Origin of the sequence: Sphingomonas sp. PP-F2F-A104-K0414, from assembly GCF_004340945.1 — a bacterium.
Lineage (GTDB): Bacteria > Pseudomonadota > Alphaproteobacteria > Sphingomonadales > Sphingomonadaceae > Sphingomonas.
Window position 1 is genome coordinate 19047 of the sequence record NZ_SLYD01000007.1, and the last position, 20544, is coordinate 39590.

Below are 20544 nucleotides of genomic sequence, written 5' to 3' on the forward strand. Positions count from 1 at the left end.
AGGGAAATTGGTATATTATTGCGCCGAGAACGCGGCGTTGATCGTCAGGTCAACCTTGTCCGACACGACCGGGGCGTAGGCGCCGAGGTTGAAGTCGCTGCGCTTGATCGAGGTCGTCGCGCGGAAGCCGAAGTTGAGCTTCTTGTTCATCGGGTTCGCGCCCGCGCCGATGAAGGTCGCCTGCAGCACGACCGGCTTGGTGACGCCCTTGAGCGTGAGGTCGCCGGTGATCGTCGCCTTGTCGCCGGTCGCGACGACCTTGGTCGAGACGAACTTGGCGGTCGGGTAGGTCGCGGCGTCGAAGAAGTCCTTCGACTTCAGATGGCCGGCAAACGGTGCCGCGGTGACCGAGAGCTGGTCGATCGCGAAGGTCACTTCGACCTTGGTCGCGTTAGGCTTGGCGGGATCGATCGTGATGCTGCCCCCCGACGCGCCGAGCTGCCCTTCGAGCATCGAGAAGCCCATGTGGTTGACCTGCCACGTGATCTGGGTGTGGTTCGGGTCGACCGCGTAGGTGCCGGCGGCGACGCGTGCCTTGACCGGTGCGCCGGGGACGCCTGCGGTCTGCGCGAGAACGGGCGCGGCGGTGAGGGCGAGGATCGTGGCTAGGACTAGGCGCATGCGGGGTCTCCTGTTTGACACGCGATGCTGGCTGAGCGGAGGGGGCGCGTCAAACGACGTTATGCCAACGCTGTGTTTCGGAATTGGGTCGGTGGGGGGAGAGAAAGCGAGGCCGCTGGCCCGTTCCAGTTCCCCCCGCGGACGCGGGGGCCCAGCTAAACCACGATCACCGCCCGAGACCCTGGCCCCCCGCGTTCGCGAGGGAACAGAAAAGGGAGACCGGCCCCCACCTCACAAAATCACCCCGGCGAAGGCCGGGGCCCAATTGGGGGACGTCGCTAACCGAAGACGGCGCTCCGTTACCGGGGCCTTCCCAATTGGGCCCCGGCCTTCGCCGGGGTGGTGTGGAGCGCTCGGGAACGCCAACCCGTCGGCCCCGGCGAAGCCGTGCCCTATGGGCAGGCTTCGTCGTGCCGGCCGCGCTCACGCGCGTTCGCGTCGCTCAGTTGCGCTCGCGATCGACCAGCGCATTCTTCCCGATCCAAGGCATCATCCCGCGCAACTCCGACCCGATCTTCTCGATCGGATGCGCCAGCGCCTGCTTCCTTGCCGCCTTCAGCTCAGGCTGCCCCGCACGGTTGTCGAGGATGAAGTTCTTCACGAACCGACCCGACTGGATGTCGGCCAGGACGCGCTTCATCTCGGCCTTGGTCTCCGAGGTGATGATCCGCGGACCCGTCGTGATGTCGCCATATTCCGCGGTGTTCGAGATCGAATAACGCATGTTGGCGATGCCACCCTCATACAGCAGGTCGACGATCAGCTTGGTCTCGTGGAGGCACTCGAAATACGCCATCTCGGGAGCGTAGCCGGCTTCGACCAGCGTTTCGAACCCGGCCTGGATCAGGTGGGTGATGCCGCCGCACAGCACGGCCTGCTCGCCGAACAGGTCGGTCTCGCATTCCTCGCGGAAGTTGGTCTCGATGATTCCCGAGCGCCCGCCGCCGACGCCGCTAGCATAGGCGAGGGCGATGTCATGCGCGTTGCCCGACTTGTCCTGATCGATCGCGATCAGGCAGGGGACGCCGCCGCCGCGGACATATTCGCTGCGCACGGTGTGGCCGGGGCCCTTGGGCGCGATCATGATGACGTCGAGATCGCCGCGCGGCTCGATCAGGCCGAAATGCACGTTGAGGCCGTGGGCGAACGCAATCGTCGCACCCTGCTTGAGGTTGTCGTGCAGGTCGGCGGCATAGATCGCCGCCTGATGCTCGTCGGGGGCGAGGATCATGACGATGTCGGCCCAGGCGGCGGCTTCCTTGTTCGACTTGACCGCGAAGCCCGCCTCGATCGCCTTCTTGGCGGTGGCCGAACCTTCGCGCAGCGCGATCGCGACGTCCTTGACGCCTGAATCGCGGAGGTTCTGCGCGTGCGCGTGGCCCTGCGAACCGTAGCCGACGATCGCGATCTTCTTGTCGGTGATGAGGTTCAGGTCGGCGTCGCGATCGTAATAGACACGCATTGGAATGGTCCTTTCTGGAAGAATTGGGTCGTGAAGCGTCGGTGCCCGGAATTCACCACACCAGCGGCAAATCGCGTCATGCCAGCGAAAGCTGGTATCTCATGCGGCTCTTGCGGGACAGGAGCCGGGGGAGACCCCAGCTTTCGCTGGGGTGACGGATGGGGGCGGTGACGGGTTTGGTGGAATTGGGTGTTGATGAAGCTTGGGTAGCGAAACTCAGGCCGGCTCTTTGCCGCGGGCGATCGCGACGATGCCGGTTCGGGCGACTTCGATCAGACCGACTTCACCCATAAGTTCGACGAACTTGTCGATCTTGTCGATGCCGCCGGTGACCTCGAACACGAAGCTCGATGTCGTCGCATCGACCACGCGCGCACGGTAGACGTCGGCGAGGCGCAGCGCCTCGATCCGGTGGTCGCCAGTGCCGCGGACTTTCACCAGCGCGAGTTCGCGTTCGACGTGCGCGCCCTGTGCGGTGAGGTCGGTGACCTTGTGCACCGGCACCAGCCGGTCGAGCTGGGCGATGATCTGCTCCATCGTCGCCGGCGAGGCGCTGGTGACGATGGTGATCCGGCTGACCGACTTGTCCGCGGTGATCTCGCTCACCGTCAGGCTCTCGATATTATAGCCGCGCGCGGTGAACAGGCCGGCGATCCGGGCGAGGATACCCGGTTCGTTGTCGACGATGACGGCGAGCGTGTGCCGCTCGGCCTTTTCCTGGGAGATGTGCATCTTAAACCAGCGCCTTCGCTTCGTCGTCCATCGTGCCGGACACTTCGTTCGCCTGCAGGATCATGTCGGTATGCGCCGCGCCCGACGGGATCATCGGGAAGCAGTTGGTCAGCTGCGACACGCGGCAATCGACGATCACCGGGCCGTCATACGCGAGCATCTCGGCGATCCCGCTGTCGAGCTGGTCGCGCGTCTCGATCAGGATGCCCTTCCAGCCATAGGCCTCGCCGAGCTTGACGAAATCGGGCAGCGAATCCGAATAGCTCTCGGCATAGCGGCTCTCATAGGTGAGCTCCTGCCACTGGCGGACCATGCCCATATACTGGTTGTTGAGGATGAAGATCTTCACCGGCAACCGGTATTGCGACGCGGTCGCCAGCTCCTGGATGTTCATCTGGATCGACGCCTCGCCGGCGATGTCGATCACCAGCGCATTCGGATTGCCGAGCTGCGCGCCGATCGCGGCGGGCAGGCCGTAGCCCATCGTGCCGAGACCACCGCTGGTCAGCCACTTGTTCGGCTTCTCGAACCCGAAATGCTGGGCGGCCCACATCTGGTGCTGGCCGACCTCGGTCGTGATGATCGGCGAGCGCGCGTGCGTCGCGTCGAACAGCGCCCGGATCGCACGCTGCGGCATGATCTCGTTCGGATCGTTCTCGGGGAAATCGAGACACTTCACCGCGCGCCAGCCGGCGATCCGCCGCTGCCAGTCGGTCGTGTCGGGCTTGGGATGCTGGCGGCTCTTCCAGATCCGCACCATGTCCTCGAGCGCGTGGCCGACGTCCGCGATGATCCCGAGATCGACGCGCACGGTCTTGTTCACCGACGAGCGATCGATGTCGATATGCACTTTCCGCGAGTTCGGGCTGAACGCATCCAGCCGCCCCGTCACGCGATCGTCGAAGCGCGAGCCGAGCGCGACGACGAGGTCGGCCTGATTCATCGCCATGTTGGCCTCGTACGTGCCGTGCATCCCGAGCATGCCGAGCCACTGCGGACCGGACGCGGGATAGGCACCGAGACCCATCAGCGTCGACGTCACCGGCGCGCCCGTGATGCGGACGAGTTCGCACAGCAACTGGCTCGCGGCGGGGCCGGAATTGATGATGCCGCCGCCGGTGTACAGGATCGGGCGTTCGGCCGCGGCGAGCATGTCGACGAGCTGCTCGATCTGCGACTGGTCGGCCTTCACCTGCGGGCGATAGGTCTTGTGCTGGATCGGGCCGGGCTTCTTGTACCGAGCCGTCGCGACCTGCACGTCCTTGGGAATGTCAACGACCACCGGGCCGGGGCGCCCCGAGGTGGCGATGTGGAACGCCTCGTGGATCACGTCGCCAAGCTTGGCGGGGTCCTTCACGAGGTAATTGTGCTTCGAGCAGTGGCGCGTGATGCCGACGGTATCGGCCTCCTGGAACGCGTCGGTGCCGATCAGCGCGGTCGGCACCTGGCCGGTGATCACGACCATCGGGATCGAATCCATCAGCGCGTCGGTGATGCCGGTCACGGCATTGGTCGCGCCGGGACCCGAGGTGACGAGCACCACGCCGGGCTTGCCGGTCGAGCGGGCATAACCCTCGGCCGCATGCGTCGCGGCCTGTTCGTGGCGCACCAGAATGTGCTTGATCCTACCCGAGCGAAACAGCGCATCGTAGATCGGCAGCACGGCACCACCCGGATAGCCGAAGACGACCTCCACGCCGAGATCGCACAGCGCCTCGATCAGGATATCGGCTCCACTCTTCTCGGTCATTTCATATCATCCTTTGCGAGAACGCTGCCTTTAGCGTCTCGTGGAGGGGCCGGCTACCGATATAAAAGATGCGTGTCAAACATCATTTGAGCAATATAGTTTCAAATTGCTGCAGGCGCGTTGGGAGATCTAGGGCTTCGGTGCGGGTCCAAGCAGCGGGCGGCTGGTGCCGGAGCCACGTATATTGACGCTTGGCGTAGCGCCGCGTGGCGAGCGATCCGGCGGCGATGGCGTCGGGCTTCGAAGTCTCTCCGCGAACGAGCGCGGCGATCTCGGGCACACCGATCGCGCGGCGGATCGGGGCGTCCTGCGGGATATCGGTGCGGGCGAGGAATGCGGTGATTTCCTCGCGGCTGGTATCGGCCATTTCGGCGAAGCGCTGGTCGATACGCGCGTTGAGCCAGTCGCGGTCGGGGATCAAAATCAGCGCGCGGACGTCGATCGTGTCGCCGATCCCGCCGATCTTCTCCGTCTGCCAATCGGCAAGCGTCCGGCCGGTACCGCGGACAACTTCGAGAGCGCGGGCGACGCGGGTGGTGTCGGCTGCGTTGAGTTTCTGGGCAGCCTGCGGGTCGAGTTGCGCGAGTGCGGCGCGCGCCTCGGCGACGGGGAGGGCGCGGACTTGCTCGCGAAGGGCCGGGTCGATCGTAGGGACGGGCGCGATACCGTCGAGCAGCGTGCGGATATAGAGCCCAGTGCCACCCACTAGGATCGGCAGCTTGCCCTCGGCGAGCGTATCGCGGATCGCCAGCGTCGCCTCGGCAGCCCAGCGCGCGGCCGAGTAGCTCGCATCGGCCGCATCCACGTGGCCGAACAGCCGGTGCGGGGCGCTGGCCTCTTCTTCCGCCGACGGGCGGGCGGTGAGGATGCGGAGGTCGGCATAGACCTGCGCGGAGTCGGCGTTGATGACGACGCCGTCGTGGCGCGCAGCGATGGCGACCGCGAGCGCGGACTTGCCGCTCGCGGTCGGCCCTGCGATGAGCGCCACCTTCGGGAGAGTTTCTATGTTCACGGCAACGCTTATAGCCTCGGGCACGCTGACCGCAGGCGATATTTCGACCGCGATGGACCGCCTGCGCGACGCGGGCTGCGCACCGGGCGCGAGCGGCTGGATCGACGAGGGCGATGCCGCCGACCTGATCTTCGGCATGGCGCCGGATGCGGCTCGGGGCGCGCTTGAGGGTGCTTTCTCGGGGGCGGACGTGGTCGTACAGTCAAGCTTGTCGCGGACCAAGACGCTGCTGGTCGCGGACATGGACTCCACCATGATCACCGTCGAATGCATCGACGAACTGGCGGACTATGCCGGGATCAAGCCGCAGATCGCGGAGATCACCGAGCGCGCGATGCGCGGTGAACTCGATTTCGAAGCCGCGCTCGATGCGCGCGTAGCGCTCCTCAAAGGCCTGGCCGAAAGCGACATCGAACGCTGCTTAGCCGAGCGCGTGACGATCATGCCTGGCGCCAAGGCTTTGGTGCGGACGATGCGCGCCCGCGGAGCGGTGGCGGTGCTGGTGTCAGGCGGGTTTACGCGGTTCGCGGAGCCGGTAGCGAAAGAGATCGGCTTCGACCGGGCGATCGCCAACGTGCTGGAGATCGACGGCGGCGTGCTGACGGGGACGGTGACCAAGCCGATCGTAGGCTCGAACACGAAGCTGACGACGTTGCGCGCAGCAATCGCCGAGCGGGGGATCGCGGTCGAGGAGTCGCTTGCGGTCGGTGATGGCGCGAACGATCTGGCGATGATCGAGGCGGCGGGACTTGGGGTGGCGTATCACGCCAAGCCGATCGTGGCGGCTGCTGCGGCTGCGCGGATCGATCATGGGGATCTGACGGCGCTGCTCTATGCGCAGGGTATTCCGAAACGCGATTGGGTTGCAGAGTAACCCAAGTCCGTCATCCTGACGAAAGTCAGGATCCAGAGCCACAGGCGATGTTCCCCTTGGCACTGGATCCTGGTTCAAGCCCAGGATGACGGACTAGGGTGGTCGGCGGCCTGTACGATCGCCGACCTGGATTTGGTTATGCCTTCGCCAACGGCGTGCCGCTCGCTTCGCAGACGTATGTCGCCAGTTCCTCACGCAACGGCAGCCCCTTGATCGGCCGCAACGGGCCGTCATGCGCGATGTTGGTTTCTACCAGCGCGCGGTTGGGGCCGACGCCCAGCACATGGAATAGCCGCTTGGCGCAGTCGGTCTCGGTGCGCGCATAGGCAACTTTACCGTCATGCTCCTGCCGCAGGATCGCGATGATCGTGCCGCCGACGGCCTTGCGTTCGCGCAGCAGGAAGTGCCGCGAGGTCGGATCGGACGGGGTCGGGATCAGCCGGCCCTTGACCGTCAGCTGCTCGGGTTTGGGGACGGCCACGTCGGTTTCCGCGAGGTTGCGCAACGACACGCCGTTATCCACCATCGCGTCGTTGCTCGTAGTCGTCGCAGGCTGCTCGCCAGAACACGCGGCTAACAGCGTTGCGCCGGCAAACGCCAGCGCCAAGGTCTTAATCATTCATCTAGCTCCCGGTCGATGTCGAAACGAAACGACCGGTCCGGGTAATTGATCCCTGCCGCGCCAGGTCCTGCCCTCGCAACGACGGCACCGCGGTCGATCAATGCGACCGTTTGTCGGCGCCGCGATCCGGGCGTACCACGGCTTTTGCAGGCGTAGCGGGTTCGCACACTCGCCGCGTCGGCTGGCAGGCGATGCCGACCGTCGAACACCCCTTGAGGCTGCCCTCGGTCGGGCACGCGCGGCATTGCTGCTTGATCTCGGTGCAGGTCGATGGCGCCGACAGTAACGCCAGGGTCAGAAAGAACATTCGCATATCCCCGTCATGAGTATCGTCATGAGTATCGTCATGAGTATCGTCATGCGTATCACCGCGTTTGGGTCCCTCAGATCAGGGCGCGACGATCACGCAGGGCACGCCCGCTGCCGAGCAGGCGCGCGTCGCGTCCGCCTTCGACGCGAACCCGCCGGCCTGGAGCCGCGTCACGGTGCCCGCCTTGGTGTAGAAAGGCTGCGCGCCACGCAGCCTGCCGCGCACCTTGTTCCACTGCGTCTCGGCATTGCCCTGATCGCGGAACGCACCGAGCTGGACGCGCCAATTGCCCGTAGCCTTGACCGGCGCAGGCTTTGGCGCGGGCTTTGCCGCAACCGCCTTTACCGGCGCGGGTTTCGGCGGCGTCGGCTTGGCCGCAAGTTCACGCGTCGGCGCGGGACCGCGGGCAGGGGGCGAACTCGCTGGCAAACGCGTAGGCCGTGGCGTCTCGGCCGTTCGCGGCGCCGGTACGTCGACTCGTGCGCTGGTCGCTCCGACGGTCGATCGCGACGGGGCGGCGGGCGGTGCCTGCAACGCATATTGCTGCGCCAACGCGGTGCCCTTCTCGCGGTCGGCGGGCGAAATATACTGGTCCATCTGCGCCAGTGTCTGCGAGGCGGACTGCAACCCGGACGCCGATGCGCGCGTCATCAGCGCATAGGCGCGGGGGAAATCGCGCGGCACACCATCGCCGTTGAACAGCATCGTGCCGAGTACCAGCTGGGTCCGCGGTTCGCCGCGTGCGACCGACTTTTCGAGCCAGGGCAGCGCATCGGTCTTCTTCCCCGCCTGAAACAGCGCGAGGCCGTAATTGTCGCCGGCCTGGAGATGCCCCTGCAAGGCCGCCTTGCGGAACCAGCTTTCGGCGAGGCCGGGATCGAGCGGCACGCCGCGGCCGAGCTTGTACGCCTGGGCGAGATTGAACTGCGCGTCGGCATCGCCGGCGATCGCGAGCGGTCGCCACTCGCCGACGGCCCGCGCGTAATCGCCCTTGCCCCAGGCGTCGACGCCGGCCTTCACATCGGCATAGGCGGGGACGGCGGCGAACACGCCGCTCAGTGCGATCGCACCCACCAGAAGCTTACGCCCAACCGTCATCGCTCTACCCCATATCGACTCATCGCTACCATGCCGCCGTTCGCCGCGTTAGGCAAAGGGCGTACGGGTAATTTCCGACCGATTTCGCTCGGATCAACCCCATTATGACGCGCTGTTAACCGCTTCTTGACCCGCGCCTGCCATGCCGGCTGCGACTATCGGGGGATCAGGCAGATTATGCGCGTTCTGGCGTTCGCATCGCAGAAAGGGGGATCGGGGAAGACGACCTTGACGGGTCATCTCGCCGTCCAGGCGGAGCGTGCGGGCCATGGTCCGGTGGTGCTGATCGACATCGACCCGCAGGGCTCGCTGTCCGACTGGTGGAACGAACGCACCGCCGAGGAGCCGGCCTTCGCGCAGACCACCGTCGCGCGGCTCGCCGCCGATCTCGAAATCCTCCGCCAGCAAGGCTTCAAGCTGGCGATGATCGATACGCCGCCGGCGATCACGATGGCGATCCAGAGCGTGATCCAGGTCGCCGAGTTGATCGTCGTGCCGACGCGGCCGAGCCCACACGATCTGCGCGCGGTCGGTGCGACCGTCGACATGTGCGCGCGCGCCGGCAAGCCGCTGATCTTCGTCGTCAACGCTGCCACGCCGAAAGCGCGGATCACTGCCGACGCGACGCTGGCGCTGTCGCAGCACGGCACGGTGGCGCCGGTGATCGTCCATCAGCGCACCGACTTCGCGGTCTCGATGATCGACGGGCGGACGGTGATGGAGCTCGATGCGAACACTCGCTCGACCGCCGAGATCGAGGCGCTGTGGACCTATGTCTGCGACCGGCTCGAGAAGAATTTCCGCCGCACCGTGTTCAGCGTGCCGGCCGCCGTCGGGCAGCGTCCTGTCGCAGGCGGCTTCGGCCGTCGGGGTGTCGGCTGAGATGGCCCAGACCAAACCTCGCGCCGCGCTGTCGTCGTCGCTGCTGGCGCGCAAGGGCGACGCGCGTCCGGCGATGCGGCCGCAGGATCTGAATGCGCCGGCCGATGACGCGGGCGACGATCTCGGCTGGAACGACATGGGCTCGGCCGTGCCGTCGGTGCTGGTCGCGCGCGAGGCGTTGAAGGTCGAGATCGAACGTCCGGTTGCGGTCGCGTCGGTCTCGAACGCCACCGCCGCGCGGATCGGCCGCGAGACTCGTGCCAAGACGAAGGGCGCGAGGGCCGCGTTCACGTTGCGGCTCGATACCGATCGACACCTCCGGTTGCGGCTCGCGAGTGCGGTCACCGGATCGTCGTCGCAACATCTCGTCACGCTCGCTCTCGATGCCTTTCTCCAGACCTTGCCGGAAGTGGATGCGCTCGTCGCGCAGCTGCCGCCGGCCACGCCAAAACGTTGAAACAGGGATTATCCCGATGACCACGCGCGCACTCCTCCTCGGCAGCATTTCCGCCCTCATGCTCGGCGGCACCATGGTCGGCTGCGCGGCCAATGGTGGCGGCATAGCCTCGGCCAGCGATCGCAGCGTGGCGCTCGCGTCGAAAGGCGCGGCGACGGATGCGGGCAGGGCGCAGACCGCGCTCGCCAGGCGTGATGGTCCGGCGGCGATCGGCTTTGCCGAGGGTGCGGTGGCGCTGATGCCGCAATCGGCGGACTACCGCATGCTGCTCGGCCAGAGCTATCTGCAGGGCGGGCGGTTCGTGTCGGCCTCGCAGGCGTTCGCGGATACGCTGCAGTTGTCGCCGACCAACGGCAAGGCAGCGCTCAACCTCGCGCTGGCACAGGTCGCGACGGGCGACTGGCAGGCGGCGCGGCAGACGCTGGCGACGCACGCGGCGATCATCCCGGCGCCCGATCGCGGGCTGGCGCTGTCGCTCGCGGGCGATACCGCGGGGGGGATCGCGCTGCTGACCGAAACCGCGCGGTCGCCCGAGGCGAACGCGAAGGTGCGGCAGAATTTGGCGTTGAGCTTTGCGCTGGCGGGGCGCTGGCAGGAGGCGCGCGTGGTCGCGGCGGCGGACATGGCGCCCGCCGACGTCGATGCGCGGCTCGAACAATGGGCGTCGTTCGCGCAGCCCGCCAACGCGTCGGATCAGGTGGCGAGCCTGCTCGGGGTGCGCGCAGTGGCGGATGCGGGCCAGCCGGTCGCGCTCGCGTTGAACGCGCCTGCGCCCGTGGTGCCAGGTGCGCCCGCACAGGCGCTCGCGGCGGTCGATCCGGTGGTGGTGGAGGCCCCGGTCGAGGTTGCTGCCGTTCCAACCGCTGCGCCGGTCGCAGGTTTTTCGAAGGTATCGTTCGGGCCGCGGCAGGAGGTCGTCCAGGCAATGCCCGCCATGATGCTCCGTCCGGCGGGAGGCCCGATCAAGGTCGCCTCGGCTCCTGCGCCAACGGGTCGCGGCACGGCCAGCGCGGCGTATCAGGTGAAGACGCCTGCCACCGGGCGTTGGTATGTGCAGCTTGGCGCGTTCGACAGCGCCGGCGTTGCGCGCGATGCGTGGGGGCGTGCGGCCAAGCGGTTCGCGGTGCTCGCGGGCTACACGCCCAACGGCATGACTTTCAAAGCGGATGGCGAGGATTTCTACCGGCTGTCGGTCGGCGGGTTCAGCCGGTCTGCGGCGGATACGATGTGTCGGCAGTACCGCGCCAAGGGCGGGGCGTGCTTCGTCCGGATGGGCGCGGGCGATGCGATGGCGCAGTGGTTGCGCAAGCCCGGGATGCAGTTGGCGTCGCGGTAAGGGGGGGCGCTTCCCAAAGAGTAACGACCACCCCAGCGGAGTAAACGCCACCCCGGCCGAATAAGTGCCACCCCGGCGGAGGCCGGGGCCCAGTTGGGGAACGTCGCTAATTGAGGGCGGCGCTCCGTCACGACAACCTTTCCAACTGGGCCCCGGCCTCCGCCGGGGTGGTGGTGATGCGGTAGTGATCGGGTGGCAGTACTAGCGAACCTCGCGGCCACCCTTCCATAACCGCAGCACGCGGCCCTGCACCGGCAGCCCGTCGAACGGCGTATTCCCCGCCTCGGCCTTGAACGCCTCCCCGACGATCTGCCACGGGGCCTGGCCATCGAACAGCATCAGGTCGGCAGGCTTGCCCACCTCGAGCGTACCCGTATCGAGCCCCAACACCCGCGCCGGATTGCGCGCCAGCAGCGCGAACAGCCGTTCCAGCGTCAGATGCTCGTCGCGCACCAGCATCAGCGCGAGCGGCAGCAGCGTCTCCGCGCCCGCCATCCCGCTGCTCGAGTCCGTGAACGGCAGCCGTTTTTCCTCCGGCCCGCGCGGTTCGTGGCCCGAGCACAGCACGTCGATCGTCCCGTCCGCGATTGCCGCCAGCGCCGCGCGGCGGTCGCCCTCGGCACGCAACGGCGGTGAGAGCAGCGCGAACGATCGGAAATCGCTGACCGCGATCTCGGACAGATGCAGATGCGCCGGCGTGATCCCGCACGTCACCGACACGCCGCGACGCTTCGCCGCACGGATCAGGTCGAACCCCGCCGCCGTGGTAACCTGGCGGATGTGGAGACGCGCGCCGGTATCCTCGGCGAGCATCAGGTCGCGTGTGATCGCCAAGGCTTCGGCAACAGCCGGCGCGGCGGGCAGGCCAAGCCGCGTGGCGGTCTCGCCTTCGGTCGCGACCGCGCCGGCGGTGAGGCCGCTATCCTCGGCATGCGCGATCACCGTCACGTCGAGATCGCGCGCATAGGCTAGCACGCGCCGCATCACGCCGCTGTCCGCAATCCAGTGCTTCCCCGTGCCGACCGCTTTTGCGCCCGCCGACAGGCAGATGGCCATCTCGGCGAGGTCATGGCCTTCGAGCCCGCGCGTGGCGGCGGCGATCGGGTGGATCCAGAGGTCGGGCTTGCCGATCAGCGCAGCACGCTGGACGATGCCGGGATCGTCGAGCACCGGCGACTGGTCGGGCATGAGGCCGATCCGGACGATCCCGCCGGCGCGGAACGCGGCACGATCGACCTTGGCTACGCCAAGATCGACGATCCCGGGTGCCACGGTCTTGCCCGCGCAGTCGACGATGTCCGCATCCGAAGGAATGTCGACGATGCCGGTCGCAACGATCACGCCGTCGCGGACCAGCACATTGCCCTTCGTCACGCCGCCGACCGGGCAGGCGAGCGTGGCGTTGGTGAGAGCGAGGATCATGCCCAACCCTCCACGCCGCGCGCTCTTCGTGTCAGCACGTCGAGGCAGGCCATGCGGACGGCGACCCCCATCTCGACCTGTTCGGTAATCGCCGAGCGTGCGTGATCGGCCACCGCCGAGTCGATCTCGACGCCTCGGTTCATCGGGCCGGGGTGCATCACCAGCGCATCGGGCGCCGCTTTCGCCAGCCGGTCGAGCGTCAGGCCGTAGCGCAGCCTGTATTCGCGCGTCGACGGCACGTAAGCCCCGTCCATCCGCTCGTTCTGGAGCCGGAGCATCATCACCACGTCCGCACCCTCCAGCGCCTTGTCGAAATCGGTAAACGCGGTCACGCCTATCCGTTCGATCATCGGCGGCATCAGCGTCGACGGCGCACACACGCGGACCTCGGCGGCAAGCGCGGTCAGCGCGAGGATGTTCGAGCGCGCGACCCGGCTGTGCAGCAGATCGCCGCAGATGACGACGCGTTGGCCCGCGATCGAGCCCTTCCGCCGCCGGATCGTCAGCGCATCGAGCAGCGCCTGCGTGGGATGCTCGTGACGCCCGTCGCCAGCGTTCAGGACGGGGCAGTCTACCTTGTCCGCGATCAACCGCACTGCGCCCGACGACATATGCCGGATCACGATCACGTCCGCGCGCATTGCGTTGAGCGTCATCGCGGTGTCGATCAGCGTCTCGCCCTTCTTCACGCTCGACTGTGCGGCGTGCATGTTGACGACGTCGGCGCCGAGCCGCTTCCCCGCAATCTCGAACGACAGCAGCGTGCGCGTGGAATTCTCGAAGAACGCGTTGATCTGGGTGAGCCCCGCGAGCCGCTTGTCGGGCGTCGCGTGCGTCCGGTTCGCGCCGACCCAGGTTTCCGCCTCGTCGAGCAGGAACGCGATCTCGTGCGGCTGGAGCCCGTCGATGCCGGTGAGATGCCGGTGCGGGAAGACGGCGCCGCCTTCGATGAGGGCGGCGGGGCGGTGATCTGAAGTGCGCATTAAAGCCGCGGGATAGTGGCCGCAGGGGCAGGGGGCAAGGCTCAGATCGGCGCGCGCGTGATCCGGTACAGTGCGCCGCGGTTGCCCGACCATATCCGGTGGAGGCCGCGATCGTTCGGCCAGGCGGTGCTTGGCGTGTCGATCAGCCAGACGAAGTCGAACGCCGCTCTCGGCATCGTCGCTAGTGCGTGAGGGAGGTCGTACTGCTCGTCGTACCGGCATCCGGCGGGGAACAGCGTCTGGCTGCCGGCATAGACGAAGCCGGCGGCATCGGGTCGGTGCACCGTCAGTTGCGACGACGGCATGTCCCACACGCCGTTGGCGAACGCGTCGCGGCGGACGATTGCCATCAGCCCGAGATGATCCATCCGGTGGCTGCTCCACGCCGATTCGCAGGGAAGCGTGACGAGCACGAACACGCGGCTGCCGCGCGGGATATGGTCGAGCGCGGCAAGCTGTTCCCGTTGCAGCGTCGCGGTGCGCGCCCAGCCGATCGTCTGGACCGCCAGCCGCAGCCCCAGGAACGCCAGCGCGGCGATGGCCAGCAGATTGAGGTTACGCTGCGCCGTGCTGGTCGGCGACAGCGACAGGATCGCCAGCGCCAGCGCGCAGGGCAGTACGCGCATGTCGGCGAGCGCGGAGCCCATGATCATGCCGGGTATCACGAGGAACGCCGCGAACACCGCCGCCGCCGCGTAGGCGAGGCGTGGCTCCATGCGGAAACCCAGCCCGCGCAGGCCGAACACGACGAGCGCGTAGAGCAGCACGGCGCTGGCGATATCGAACACGGCGTTCTGATCGCGCAGCACGGCGAGGACGAAGAACAGCTTCAGCGAGCCGTCGAACCAGTGCGATATGCCGATCGTCGACGATCCAGCCGGCTGGAGCAGCAGGAGCGCGAGCGGTGCGGCAAGCGGCAGGCAGGCGATGACCGCGCGCCAGTAAGGGGCGCCATCGCGTCGCGCGGTCGCCAGTTCGATCGCGAACAGGACGAGGCCGAGCAGCCCCCAGCCGGCCAGATGCGTGATCCAGATCACGAGGCCGATCGGCACGAAGAGCGCGGCGCGTACGATGCCGCGATCTCGCCGAGACCCCAGCCGCAACCAAAGCGCGATCGCGGGGAACACCAGCGCGAGCGACAGGCTGTAGTTGAGGAAGCCGTAGTGGAACGGCATGCCGAACACGAGCGGCAACGCGAACGGTGCGGTCGGGGGGAGGCGGCCATGCGCCACACGTGCGACGAGCAGCATGCCGCCGCCGGTCAGCACCGCGGTCGCGATCATGGTGATCTTGGTGACGAGGACGATGCCGAAGGCCGGACCGACTGCGGCCGCGATCAGGTCGACGCCCAGATTGCCCGAGAGTTGCCAGTGCGTCGCGAACCACTGGTGCAGATATGGCGACGTGCCGATCCGTGCGACGATCGTGTAGCGCGCCAGATGGCCGAAGATGTCGGTCAGTGGCGGGATTGCCGGCCACAGCAGCGGGGCCGCGAGCAGCAGGCTGACCAGCGCGCCATAGCGGCGCGTGGCCCACCATGGCTTCGGCCTGTCCTGGTCGGTCGGGTGCGGCATGAGCAGGCCATCGCATGCCATCCGGCAAGGGACGGTTAACGGCGTGCTAGATCTGTGCGGTGACCAGCGCATCGATCGCGCCCTGGAGGATGTAGGCGGCGGCCATCTTGTCGACCAACTCGGCCCGTTTGGCGCGGCTGGCGTCCTGTTCGATCAGCGTGCGGGTGACGGCGACGGTCGACCAGCGCTCGTCCTGGAGCAGGATCGGGAGGCCCATGTCCTTGAGGTTCTGCGCGAACGCCCGCGTCGATTGCGAGCGCGGGCTCTCGCTGCCGTCGAGGTTGATCGGCAGGCCGATGACGAGTCCGACGACGGCCTGCGCCTTGATGATCTCGGCAAGTGCGGCCTTGTCCTTCTGGAACTTGGTGCGCCGGATCAGGAGGGCGGGGCTCGCGAACGACCAGCCCGCGTCGCAGAGCGCGGTGCCGATCGTCTTGGTGCCGACGTCGAGACCGATCAGCCGGCCGCCGTTCGGGAGCGCGTCGCGGAACTGCGCGGCGGAGAGCGTGATCATTTGAAAGCCTTCAGGCGGCGGTTGGCGTCGGCGCGGATGTTCGCCCAGAACAGGCTGTAGTCATAGACGTGGTAGTTGTTGCCAGGCAGCACGTACGGTCCGAGGTTCGGCCCTTCGCCGATCAGCAGGAAGCCGCGGTCGGCGCAGCGCGCGGGGACGCTGCCGATCGCGATCGTCGCGGTCTTGAGGTCGGTGGAGGGGACCAATGTGCCGAGGTTGGCGGTGGCGGACGCGGTCGCGTCGGCGGTGCCGGTCAGCGGGTTGGTGCAGACCATCGGCGTGCCCTTGCGCGGCTGTCCGTCGAAACCGGTGGTCTGGTCGTAGGTGTCGACGATCAACGACGGATCTGCGGGCTCGGCAAAGCTTTCCCACGACAGGATGCAACCGGTCTGGTCGGCGGCGCGGCATTCGGGGAGGCCCATGCGCGGCAGGTCGGTCGCGCGCGAGACGGGCCAGCCGACGACATAGGCTGCGACGATCCGTGCCTTCAGCTTCGGGTCGGTGGCGATCCGGTCGCGGAGCAGGCGGGTGAGGTGGAGCGCGCCCTGGCTATGCCCGGCAAGGATGATCGGGCGGGTCGGGCCAGCTTCCTTGAGGAACCGGTCGAACGCCGCCGACACGTCGCTATAGGCCAAGGCCAGCGCGCGCTCGCTTTCGGCGGCGCTGGTGAGGAATGCGCCGAACGTCGCCTGGCGATAGCGCGGCGCCCAGATGTCGCCGGCCTCGTTGAACGCGCTCGCCTGGCCGCGGAGGAAGAGTTCCGCCCGCGCGTTGGTCTCGGGATCGTCGATCGGCGCGTTCCAATGGTCGCGGTTGATGTACGAGGTCGGGTGGATGAAGAAGATCGCGGCGCCGGTACCGGGCTGGCCGGGGGTGAAGCCGGGCGGCGTCCAGAGCGCCGGATTGCCCGGCGTGTCGGGGCGGGCAAGCCACATGATCTTTCGCGCGTAAATGTTGCGCGGGGCTTCGCGTTGGGCCTGGAAAGTCTCGCTCGGGACCATCACCGCGCGCATCAACTGCGTGCCGAACAGGCGGTAGGCGAGCAATGCGGCGATCGCGAGGACGATCATCGCGGCGACGAAATAGAGAAACTTGCGGGCCAAGCGGGACCTTCCGTGCAGGCGGTGTCGCTCCCGTGCCGGAAGCGGGGGAAGGTTGCAACGGGCGCCTTCTCGTTGGGGAAACCGGCGGCGGCCCGGAACTGGCTCGTTCCCCCGCGGAGGCGGGGGCCCAGGATCTCGGGCGGCATCCTCTGTAATCCTGGGCCCCCGCCTCCGCGGGGGAACAAGAAGGGCCGCGAGCTAGAAGGGTGTTGCGCCCCCGGCGCGCCGGGTGCTAGCCGCAGCGCATGTCCGTAGATACTGCAACCGTGAAGCGGATCGCGAGCCTTGCGCGCATCGCGATCACCGACGAGGACGCCGCCCGCATGGCGCCGGAACTCGGAAACATCCTTGGCTGGATCGAGATGCTCGAAGAGGTCGACACGACCGGTATCGAGCCGATGACCGCCGTCATCCCCAACACGCTGCGGCTGCGCGACGACGTCGTCAACGCCGACCCGCTGACCGGCGGCGGCATCCGCGAGCAGGTCTTGGCCAATGCCCCGGTGGCAGAGCATGGCTTCTTCGCCGTGCCGAAGGTGATCGAATAATGACCGACCTCACAGATCTCGGGATCGCAGGGATCCGCGACGGCGTTCGCGATGGTTCCTTCAAGGCGCGCGAAGTCGCCGACGCGTTCATCGTAAAGGTGAGCCAGGCCAAGGCGTTGAACGCGTTTCTTGTCGAGACGCCCGAGCACGCGATCGCCGCCGCCGCCGCTGCCGACACCGCGCGCGCAGCCGGCGAGACGCTCAAGCCGCTGGCCGGCGTGCCGATCGGCATGAAGGACCTGTTCTGCACCAAGGGCGTCACGACGACCGCGGCGAGCCACATCCTTGAAGGCTTCACGCCGACCTACGAGTCGACCGTCTCGCAGAATTTGTGGGACGCGGGCGCGGGGATGCTCGGCAAGCTGAACATGGACCAGTTCGCGATGGGCTCGTCGAACGAGACCTCGGCGTTCGGCAACGTGATCTCGCCGTGGAAGCGCAACGATGGCGGTAACGCCTCGCTGGCTCCCGGCGGCTCGTCGGGTGGTTCGTCGTCGGCAGTGGCTGCTCGGCTATGCCCCGGCGCGACCGGCACCGATACCGGCGGTTCGATCCGCCAGCCCGCCGCGTTCACGGGCATCAGCGGCATCAAGCCGACTTATGGCCGCTGCTCGCGCTGGGGGACGATCGCGTTCGCCTCGTCGCTCGACCAGGCCGGGCCGATGGCGCGCGACGTCCGCGACTGCGCGATCCTGCTCGAGGCGATGGCCGGGTTCGACGCGAAGGACGGCACCTCGTTGCAGCTCGACGTGCCGAAATGGGAAGCGGGTTTGTCCGCCAATCTCAACGGCCTGCGCGTCGGTATTCCCAAGGAATATCGCGTCGACGGGATGCCCGAGGAGATCGAGGCGCTTTGGCAGCAGGGCATCGCCTGGATGAAAGATGCTGGCGCGACGATCGTCGAGGTCTCGCTCCCGCACACCAAATACGCGCTGCCCGCCTATTACATCATCGCGCCCGCCGAAGCGTCGTCGAACCTCGCGCGCTATGACGGCGTGCGCTATGGCATTCGCGACCTGCCGACCGGTGCCGGCCTGCAGGACATGTACGCCGCGACGCGTGCGGATGGCTTCGGCCCCGAGGTGAAGCGGCGCATCATGATCGGCACGTACGTGCTGTCGGCCGGCTTCTACGACGCGTATTACACGCAGGCGCAGAAGGTCCGGACGCTGATCGCGCGTGATTTCGAGCGGGCTTGGGAGACGTGCGACGTCCTCCTGACCCCGACCGCACCCTCGGCGGCGTTCGCGCTCGGCGAGAAGTCGGCCGATCCGATTGCGATGTATTTGAACGACGTCTTCACCGTGCCGTCTTCGCTCGCAGGCCTGCCGGCGATGTCGGTGCCGGGTGGGCTCGACAAGCAGGGTCTGCCGCTCGGGCTGCAGATCATCGGCAAGCCGCTCGACGAGCAAGGCGTGCTGAACGCAGGGCTCGCAATCGAACAGCGAGCAGGATTTACCGCGCGACCAGAGGCTTGGTGGTAACATGAGCGATTATCGTATCCAGGGCGAAACCGGCGAGTGGGAGGTCGTGGTCGGCCTCGAAGTGCACGCGCAGGTGACGTCGAACGCCAAGCTCTTCTCGGGCGCGGCGACCGCGTTCGGCGCGGAGCCCAACACGCAGGTGAGCCTCGTCGACGCGGCGATGCCGGGCATGCTGCCGGTGCCGAACCGCGAGTGCATCCGCCAGGCGGTCCGCACCGGCATGGCGATCGAGGCGCAGATCAACAAATGGTCGCGGTTCGACCGGAAGAACTATTTCTACGCCGATCTGCCGCAGGGCTATCAGATCAGCCAGCTCTATCATCCGATCGTCGGTGAAGGCGCGATCGACATCAGCCTCGACGAGAAGAACCCCGATGCCGCGGGCAAGCGGATCGGCGTCGAGCGCATCCATGTCGAGCAGGATGCCGGCAAGCTGATGCACGACCAGCATCCGACCCAGTCGTACGTCGATCTCAACCGGTCGGGCGTTGCGCTGATGGAGATCGTGTCGAAGCCAGATCTAGCTTCGCCAGCGGAAACAGGGGCTTACCTGCGGAAGCTGCGATCGATCCTGCGCTATGTCGGGTCGTGCGACGGCAACATGGAAGAGGGCTCGATGCGCGCCGACGTCAACGTCAGCGTGCGCAAGCCCGGCGACGAGCTCGGCACGCGGACCGAGACGAAGAACGTCAATTCGGTGCGCTTCGTGATGGCGGTGGTCGAGCAGGAGGCCAAGCGTCAGGTCGAGGTGCTCGAGGCCGGCGGTAAGATCCAGCAGGAAACGCGGCTCTACGATCCCGATCGCAACGAGACGCGCTCGATGCGGTCGAAGGAAGACGCGCATGATTATCGCTACTTCCCCGATCCGGACCTGTTGCCGCTGGTGCTCGACGATGCGTTCCTGGCCGAGTGCCGGGCTTCGCTGCCCGAGCTGCCGGATGCCAAGCGGGCACGGTACGAGGCGCTGGGGATCACCGCGTATCAGGCGACGGTACTGACCGCCGAGGTCGAGGCGGCGCGGTGGTTCGATGCGTTGCTCGATGCGGGTGTGAAGCCGGCGGCGGCGGCGAACTGGACGACGTCGGAGTTGTTCGGTGCGCTCAACCGGACTGGCAAGGACATCGAGAATTCGCCGGTGTCGCCGGCGCAGGCGGCGGAGCTGCTGGGGCTGATCGCGGATGGCACGCTGTCGGGCAGCCTTGCCAAGCAGGTGTTCGAGGTGATGCTCGAGACCGGGGACGGCGCGGCGAAGGTGGTTGAGGATCGCGGGTTGAAGCAGACCAGCGACACCGGGGCGATCGAGGCGGTGATCGCCGAGGTGATGGCGGCGAATGCGGATAAGGTTGCCGATTATCGTGGCGGCAAGGACAAGCTGTTCGGGTTCTTCGTGGGCCAGACGATGAAGGCTATGGGGGGGAAGGCTAACCCTGCCGTTGTTAACGAGGTGTTGAAGAAGGCGCTTGGGGAGTCGGTGGCTTCGTAAGCTGGCGGCTTTCGCGCTCTCTCTGTCTGCCCCACCTACCGATCTCCCGCCTTTGTCCGTTCTCCCGCGAAGGCGGGAGCCCAGGGTAACTAAGCGTAGCGCTGTTGGATTCCTGGGCCCCCGCGTTCGCGAGGGAACTAGCAGAAGTTTAGTTCGCCCGTTTCCAACACGCCCCACCCCGGCGAAGGCCGGGGCCCAGTTTGGGGGACGTTGCTAACTGGTCGCGGTGCTACGTTACTGCGACCTTTCCAACTGGGCCCCGGCCTCCGCCGGGGTG

General features: G+C 67.1%; 20 protein-coding genes. 7 read left to right on the forward strand and 13 right to left on the reverse strand.

The window, feature by feature from the left end:
• Positions 1-15: 15 nt before the first annotated feature.
• The 5 genes from C8J46_RS16215 to miaA form a co-directional block, all read right to left on the reverse strand.
• Positions 16-621, reverse strand: a complete 606-nt coding sequence (locus C8J46_RS16215) for a YceI family protein (RefSeq protein WP_132741412.1) — start codon at positions 619-621, stop codon at positions 16-18.
• 442 nt (positions 622-1063) lie between these two features.
• Positions 1064-2083, reverse strand: a complete 1020-nt coding sequence (gene ilvC, locus C8J46_RS16220; RefSeq protein ID WP_132741414.1) for a ketol-acid reductoisomerase — start codon at positions 2081-2083, stop codon at positions 1064-1066.
• A gap of 216 nt (positions 2084-2299) precedes the next feature.
• On the reverse strand, positions 2300-2815 hold the full coding sequence (gene ilvN / locus C8J46_RS16225) for an acetolactate synthase small subunit (RefSeq protein ID WP_056048113.1): 516 nt from the start codon (positions 2813-2815) through the stop codon (positions 2300-2302).
• Position 2816: 1 nt separating this feature from the next.
• Positions 2817-4565, reverse strand: coding sequence for an acetolactate synthase 3 large subunit (locus C8J46_RS16230; RefSeq protein ID WP_056048115.1), 1749 nt, complete (start codon positions 4563-4565; stop codon positions 2817-2819).
• An 82-nt stretch (positions 4566-4647) separates the two neighbouring features.
• Positions 4648-5553 (reverse strand): tRNA (adenosine(37)-N6)-dimethylallyltransferase MiaA, encoded by a 906-nt coding sequence (miaA, locus tag C8J46_RS16235; protein WP_243643452.1) that lies wholly within the window; start codon positions 5551-5553, stop codon positions 4648-4650.
• Positions 5554-5569: 16 nt separating this feature from the next.
• Here miaA and serB point away from each other — a divergent pair, with 16 nt between their 5' ends.
• Positions 5570-6451: a phosphoserine phosphatase SerB gene (gene serB / locus C8J46_RS16240; RefSeq protein ID WP_132741418.1), complete on the forward strand. Its 882-nt coding sequence runs from the start codon at positions 5570-5572 to the stop codon at positions 6449-6451.
• A 136-nt stretch (positions 6452-6587) separates the two neighbouring features.
• Here the strand turns inward: serB and C8J46_RS16245 are convergent, their stop codons facing one another.
• From C8J46_RS16245 to C8J46_RS16255, 3 genes are all read right to left on the reverse strand, one after another.
• Positions 6588-7070, reverse strand: a complete 483-nt coding sequence (locus C8J46_RS16245) for a hypothetical protein (protein ID WP_132741420.1) — start codon at positions 7068-7070, stop codon at positions 6588-6590.
• Positions 7071-7170: 100 nt separating this feature from the next.
• A complete protein-coding gene (locus C8J46_RS16250) occupies positions 7171-7380 on the reverse strand; it encodes a hypothetical protein (RefSeq protein WP_132741422.1) in 210 nt (69 codons plus the stop codon).
• A gap of 81 nt (positions 7381-7461) precedes the next feature.
• Positions 7462-8481, reverse strand: coding sequence for an SPOR domain-containing protein (locus tag C8J46_RS16255; protein WP_132741424.1), 1020 nt, complete (start codon positions 8479-8481; stop codon positions 7462-7464).
• Positions 8482-8658: 177 nt separating this feature from the next.
• Between C8J46_RS16255 and C8J46_RS16260 the strand changes: the two genes are divergently transcribed.
• The 3 genes from C8J46_RS16260 to C8J46_RS16270 are packed head-to-tail and all read left to right on the forward strand — an operon-like array spanning position 8659 to position 11156.
• A complete protein-coding gene (locus C8J46_RS16260) occupies positions 8659-9363 on the forward strand; it encodes a ParA family protein (protein ID WP_132741426.1) in 705 nt (234 codons plus the stop codon).
• A 1-nt stretch (position 9364) separates the two neighbouring features.
• Positions 9365-9820 carry a hypothetical protein gene (locus C8J46_RS16265; RefSeq protein WP_132741428.1) on the forward strand — a complete coding sequence of 152 codons (456 nt, stop codon included), beginning with the start codon at positions 9365-9367 and terminating at the stop codon, positions 9818-9820.
• A 16-nt stretch (positions 9821-9836) separates the two neighbouring features.
• Positions 9837-11156: an SPOR domain-containing protein gene (locus C8J46_RS16270; RefSeq protein ID WP_132741430.1), complete on the forward strand. Its 1320-nt coding sequence runs from the start codon at positions 9837-9839 to the stop codon at positions 11154-11156.
• A 201-nt stretch (positions 11157-11357) separates the two neighbouring features.
• Here C8J46_RS16270 and C8J46_RS16275 read toward each other — a convergent pair whose 3' ends face one another.
• Genes C8J46_RS16275 through C8J46_RS16295 form a run of 5 tightly spaced genes read right to left on the reverse strand, consistent with a single transcriptional unit; the run spans position 11358 to position 16752 of the window.
• Complete coding sequence (locus C8J46_RS16275) at positions 11358-12578, reverse strand: amidohydrolase family protein (protein ID WP_132741432.1); 1221 nt, start codon at positions 12576-12578, stop codon at positions 11358-11360.
• Positions 12575-13561: an aspartate carbamoyltransferase catalytic subunit gene (locus C8J46_RS16280; RefSeq protein ID WP_132741434.1), complete on the reverse strand. Its 987-nt coding sequence runs from the start codon at positions 13559-13561 to the stop codon at positions 12575-12577. Before C8J46_RS16280 ends, C8J46_RS16275 begins: the two co-directional genes overlap by 4 nt.
• Positions 13562-13602: 41 nt before the next feature.
• Positions 13603-15135 (reverse strand): hypothetical protein, encoded by a 1533-nt coding sequence (locus C8J46_RS16285; protein ID WP_132741436.1) that lies wholly within the window; start codon positions 15133-15135, stop codon positions 13603-13605.
• A 46-nt stretch (positions 15136-15181) separates the two neighbouring features.
• Complete coding sequence (ruvX, locus tag C8J46_RS16290) at positions 15182-15649, reverse strand: Holliday junction resolvase RuvX (RefSeq protein WP_060524389.1); 468 nt, start codon at positions 15647-15649, stop codon at positions 15182-15184.
• Positions 15646-16752, reverse strand: coding sequence for a DUF3089 domain-containing protein (locus C8J46_RS16295; protein WP_132741438.1), 1107 nt, complete (start codon positions 16750-16752; stop codon positions 15646-15648). Before C8J46_RS16295 ends, ruvX begins: the two co-directional genes overlap by 4 nt.
• A 245-nt stretch (positions 16753-16997) precedes the next feature.
• Here C8J46_RS16295 and gatC point away from each other — a divergent pair, with 245 nt between their 5' ends.
• From gatC to gatB, 3 genes are read left to right on the forward strand one after another with little or no spacing between them, the layout of a single operon-like run.
• Complete coding sequence (gene gatC / locus C8J46_RS16300; protein ID WP_056048145.1) at positions 16998-17300, forward strand: Asp-tRNA(Asn)/Glu-tRNA(Gln) amidotransferase subunit GatC; 303 nt, start codon at positions 16998-17000, stop codon at positions 17298-17300.
• Positions 17300-18784: an Asp-tRNA(Asn)/Glu-tRNA(Gln) amidotransferase subunit GatA gene (gene gatA, locus C8J46_RS16305; protein WP_132741440.1), complete on the forward strand. Its 1485-nt coding sequence runs from the start codon at positions 17300-17302 to the stop codon at positions 18782-18784. The genes gatC and gatA overlap by 1 nt, the downstream gene beginning before the upstream one ends.
• A gap of 1 nt (position 18785) precedes the next feature.
• Positions 18786-20267 (forward strand): Asp-tRNA(Asn)/Glu-tRNA(Gln) amidotransferase subunit GatB, encoded by a 1482-nt coding sequence (gene gatB, locus C8J46_RS16310; RefSeq protein WP_132741442.1) that lies wholly within the window; start codon positions 18786-18788, stop codon positions 20265-20267.
• The last annotated feature ends 277 nt before the right edge of the window (positions 20268-20544 follow it).

What these genes read in the sequence shown, in the direction of transcription:
- C8J46_RS16215 (WP_132741412.1), bottom strand. Translation starts at nt 621, where the DNA reads ATGCGCCTAGTCCTAGCCACGATCCTCGCCCTCACCGCCGCGCCCGTT.
- ilvC (WP_132741414.1), bottom strand. Translation starts at nt 2,083, where the DNA reads ATGCGTGTCTATTACGATCGCGACGCCGACCTGAACCTCATCACCGAC.
- ilvN (WP_056048113.1), bottom strand. Translation starts at nt 2,815, where the DNA reads ATGCACATCTCCCAGGAAAAGGCCGAGCGGCACACGCTCGCCGTCATC.
- C8J46_RS16230 (WP_056048115.1), bottom strand. Translation starts at nt 4,565, where the DNA reads ATGACCGAGAAGAGTGGAGCCGATATCCTGATCGAGGCGCTGTGCGAT.
- serB (WP_132741418.1), top strand. Translation starts at nt 5,570, where the DNA reads ATGTTCACGGCAACGCTTATAGCCTCGGGCACGCTGACCGCAGGCGAT.
- C8J46_RS16245 (WP_132741420.1), bottom strand. Translation starts at nt 7,070, where the DNA reads ATGATTAAGACCTTGGCGCTGGCGTTTGCCGGCGCAACGCTGTTAGCC.
- C8J46_RS16250 (WP_132741422.1), bottom strand. Translation starts at nt 7,380, where the DNA reads ATGTTCTTTCTGACCCTGGCGTTACTGTCGGCGCCATCGACCTGCACC.
- C8J46_RS16255 (WP_132741424.1), bottom strand. Translation starts at nt 8,481, where the DNA reads ATGACGGTTGGGCGTAAGCTTCTGGTGGGTGCGATCGCACTGAGCGGC.
- C8J46_RS16260 (WP_132741426.1), top strand. Translation starts at nt 8,659, where the DNA reads ATGCGCGTTCTGGCGTTCGCATCGCAGAAAGGGGGATCGGGGAAGACG.
- C8J46_RS16265 (WP_132741428.1), top strand. Translation starts at nt 9,365, where the DNA reads ATGGCCCAGACCAAACCTCGCGCCGCGCTGTCGTCGTCGCTGCTGGCG.
- C8J46_RS16270 (WP_132741430.1), top strand. Translation starts at nt 9,837, where the DNA reads ATGACCACGCGCGCACTCCTCCTCGGCAGCATTTCCGCCCTCATGCTC.
- C8J46_RS16275 (WP_132741432.1), bottom strand. Translation starts at nt 12,578, where the DNA reads ATGATCCTCGCTCTCACCAACGCCACGCTCGCCTGCCCGGTCGGCGGC.
- C8J46_RS16280 (WP_132741434.1), bottom strand. Translation starts at nt 13,561, where the DNA reads ATGCGCACTTCAGATCACCGCCCCGCCGCCCTCATCGAAGGCGGCGCC.
- C8J46_RS16285 (WP_132741436.1), bottom strand. Translation starts at nt 15,135, where the DNA reads ATGCCGCACCCGACCGACCAGGACAGGCCGAAGCCATGGTGGGCCACG.
- ruvX (WP_060524389.1), bottom strand. Translation starts at nt 15,649, where the DNA reads ATGATCACGCTCTCCGCCGCGCAGTTCCGCGACGCGCTCCCGAACGGC.
- gatC (WP_056048145.1), top strand. Translation starts at nt 16,998, where the DNA reads ATGTCCGTAGATACTGCAACCGTGAAGCGGATCGCGAGCCTTGCGCGC.
- gatA (WP_132741440.1), top strand. Translation starts at nt 17,300, where the DNA reads ATGACCGACCTCACAGATCTCGGGATCGCAGGGATCCGCGACGGCGTT.
- gatB (WP_132741442.1), top strand. Translation starts at nt 18,786, where the DNA reads ATGAGCGATTATCGTATCCAGGGCGAAACCGGCGAGTGGGAGGTCGTG.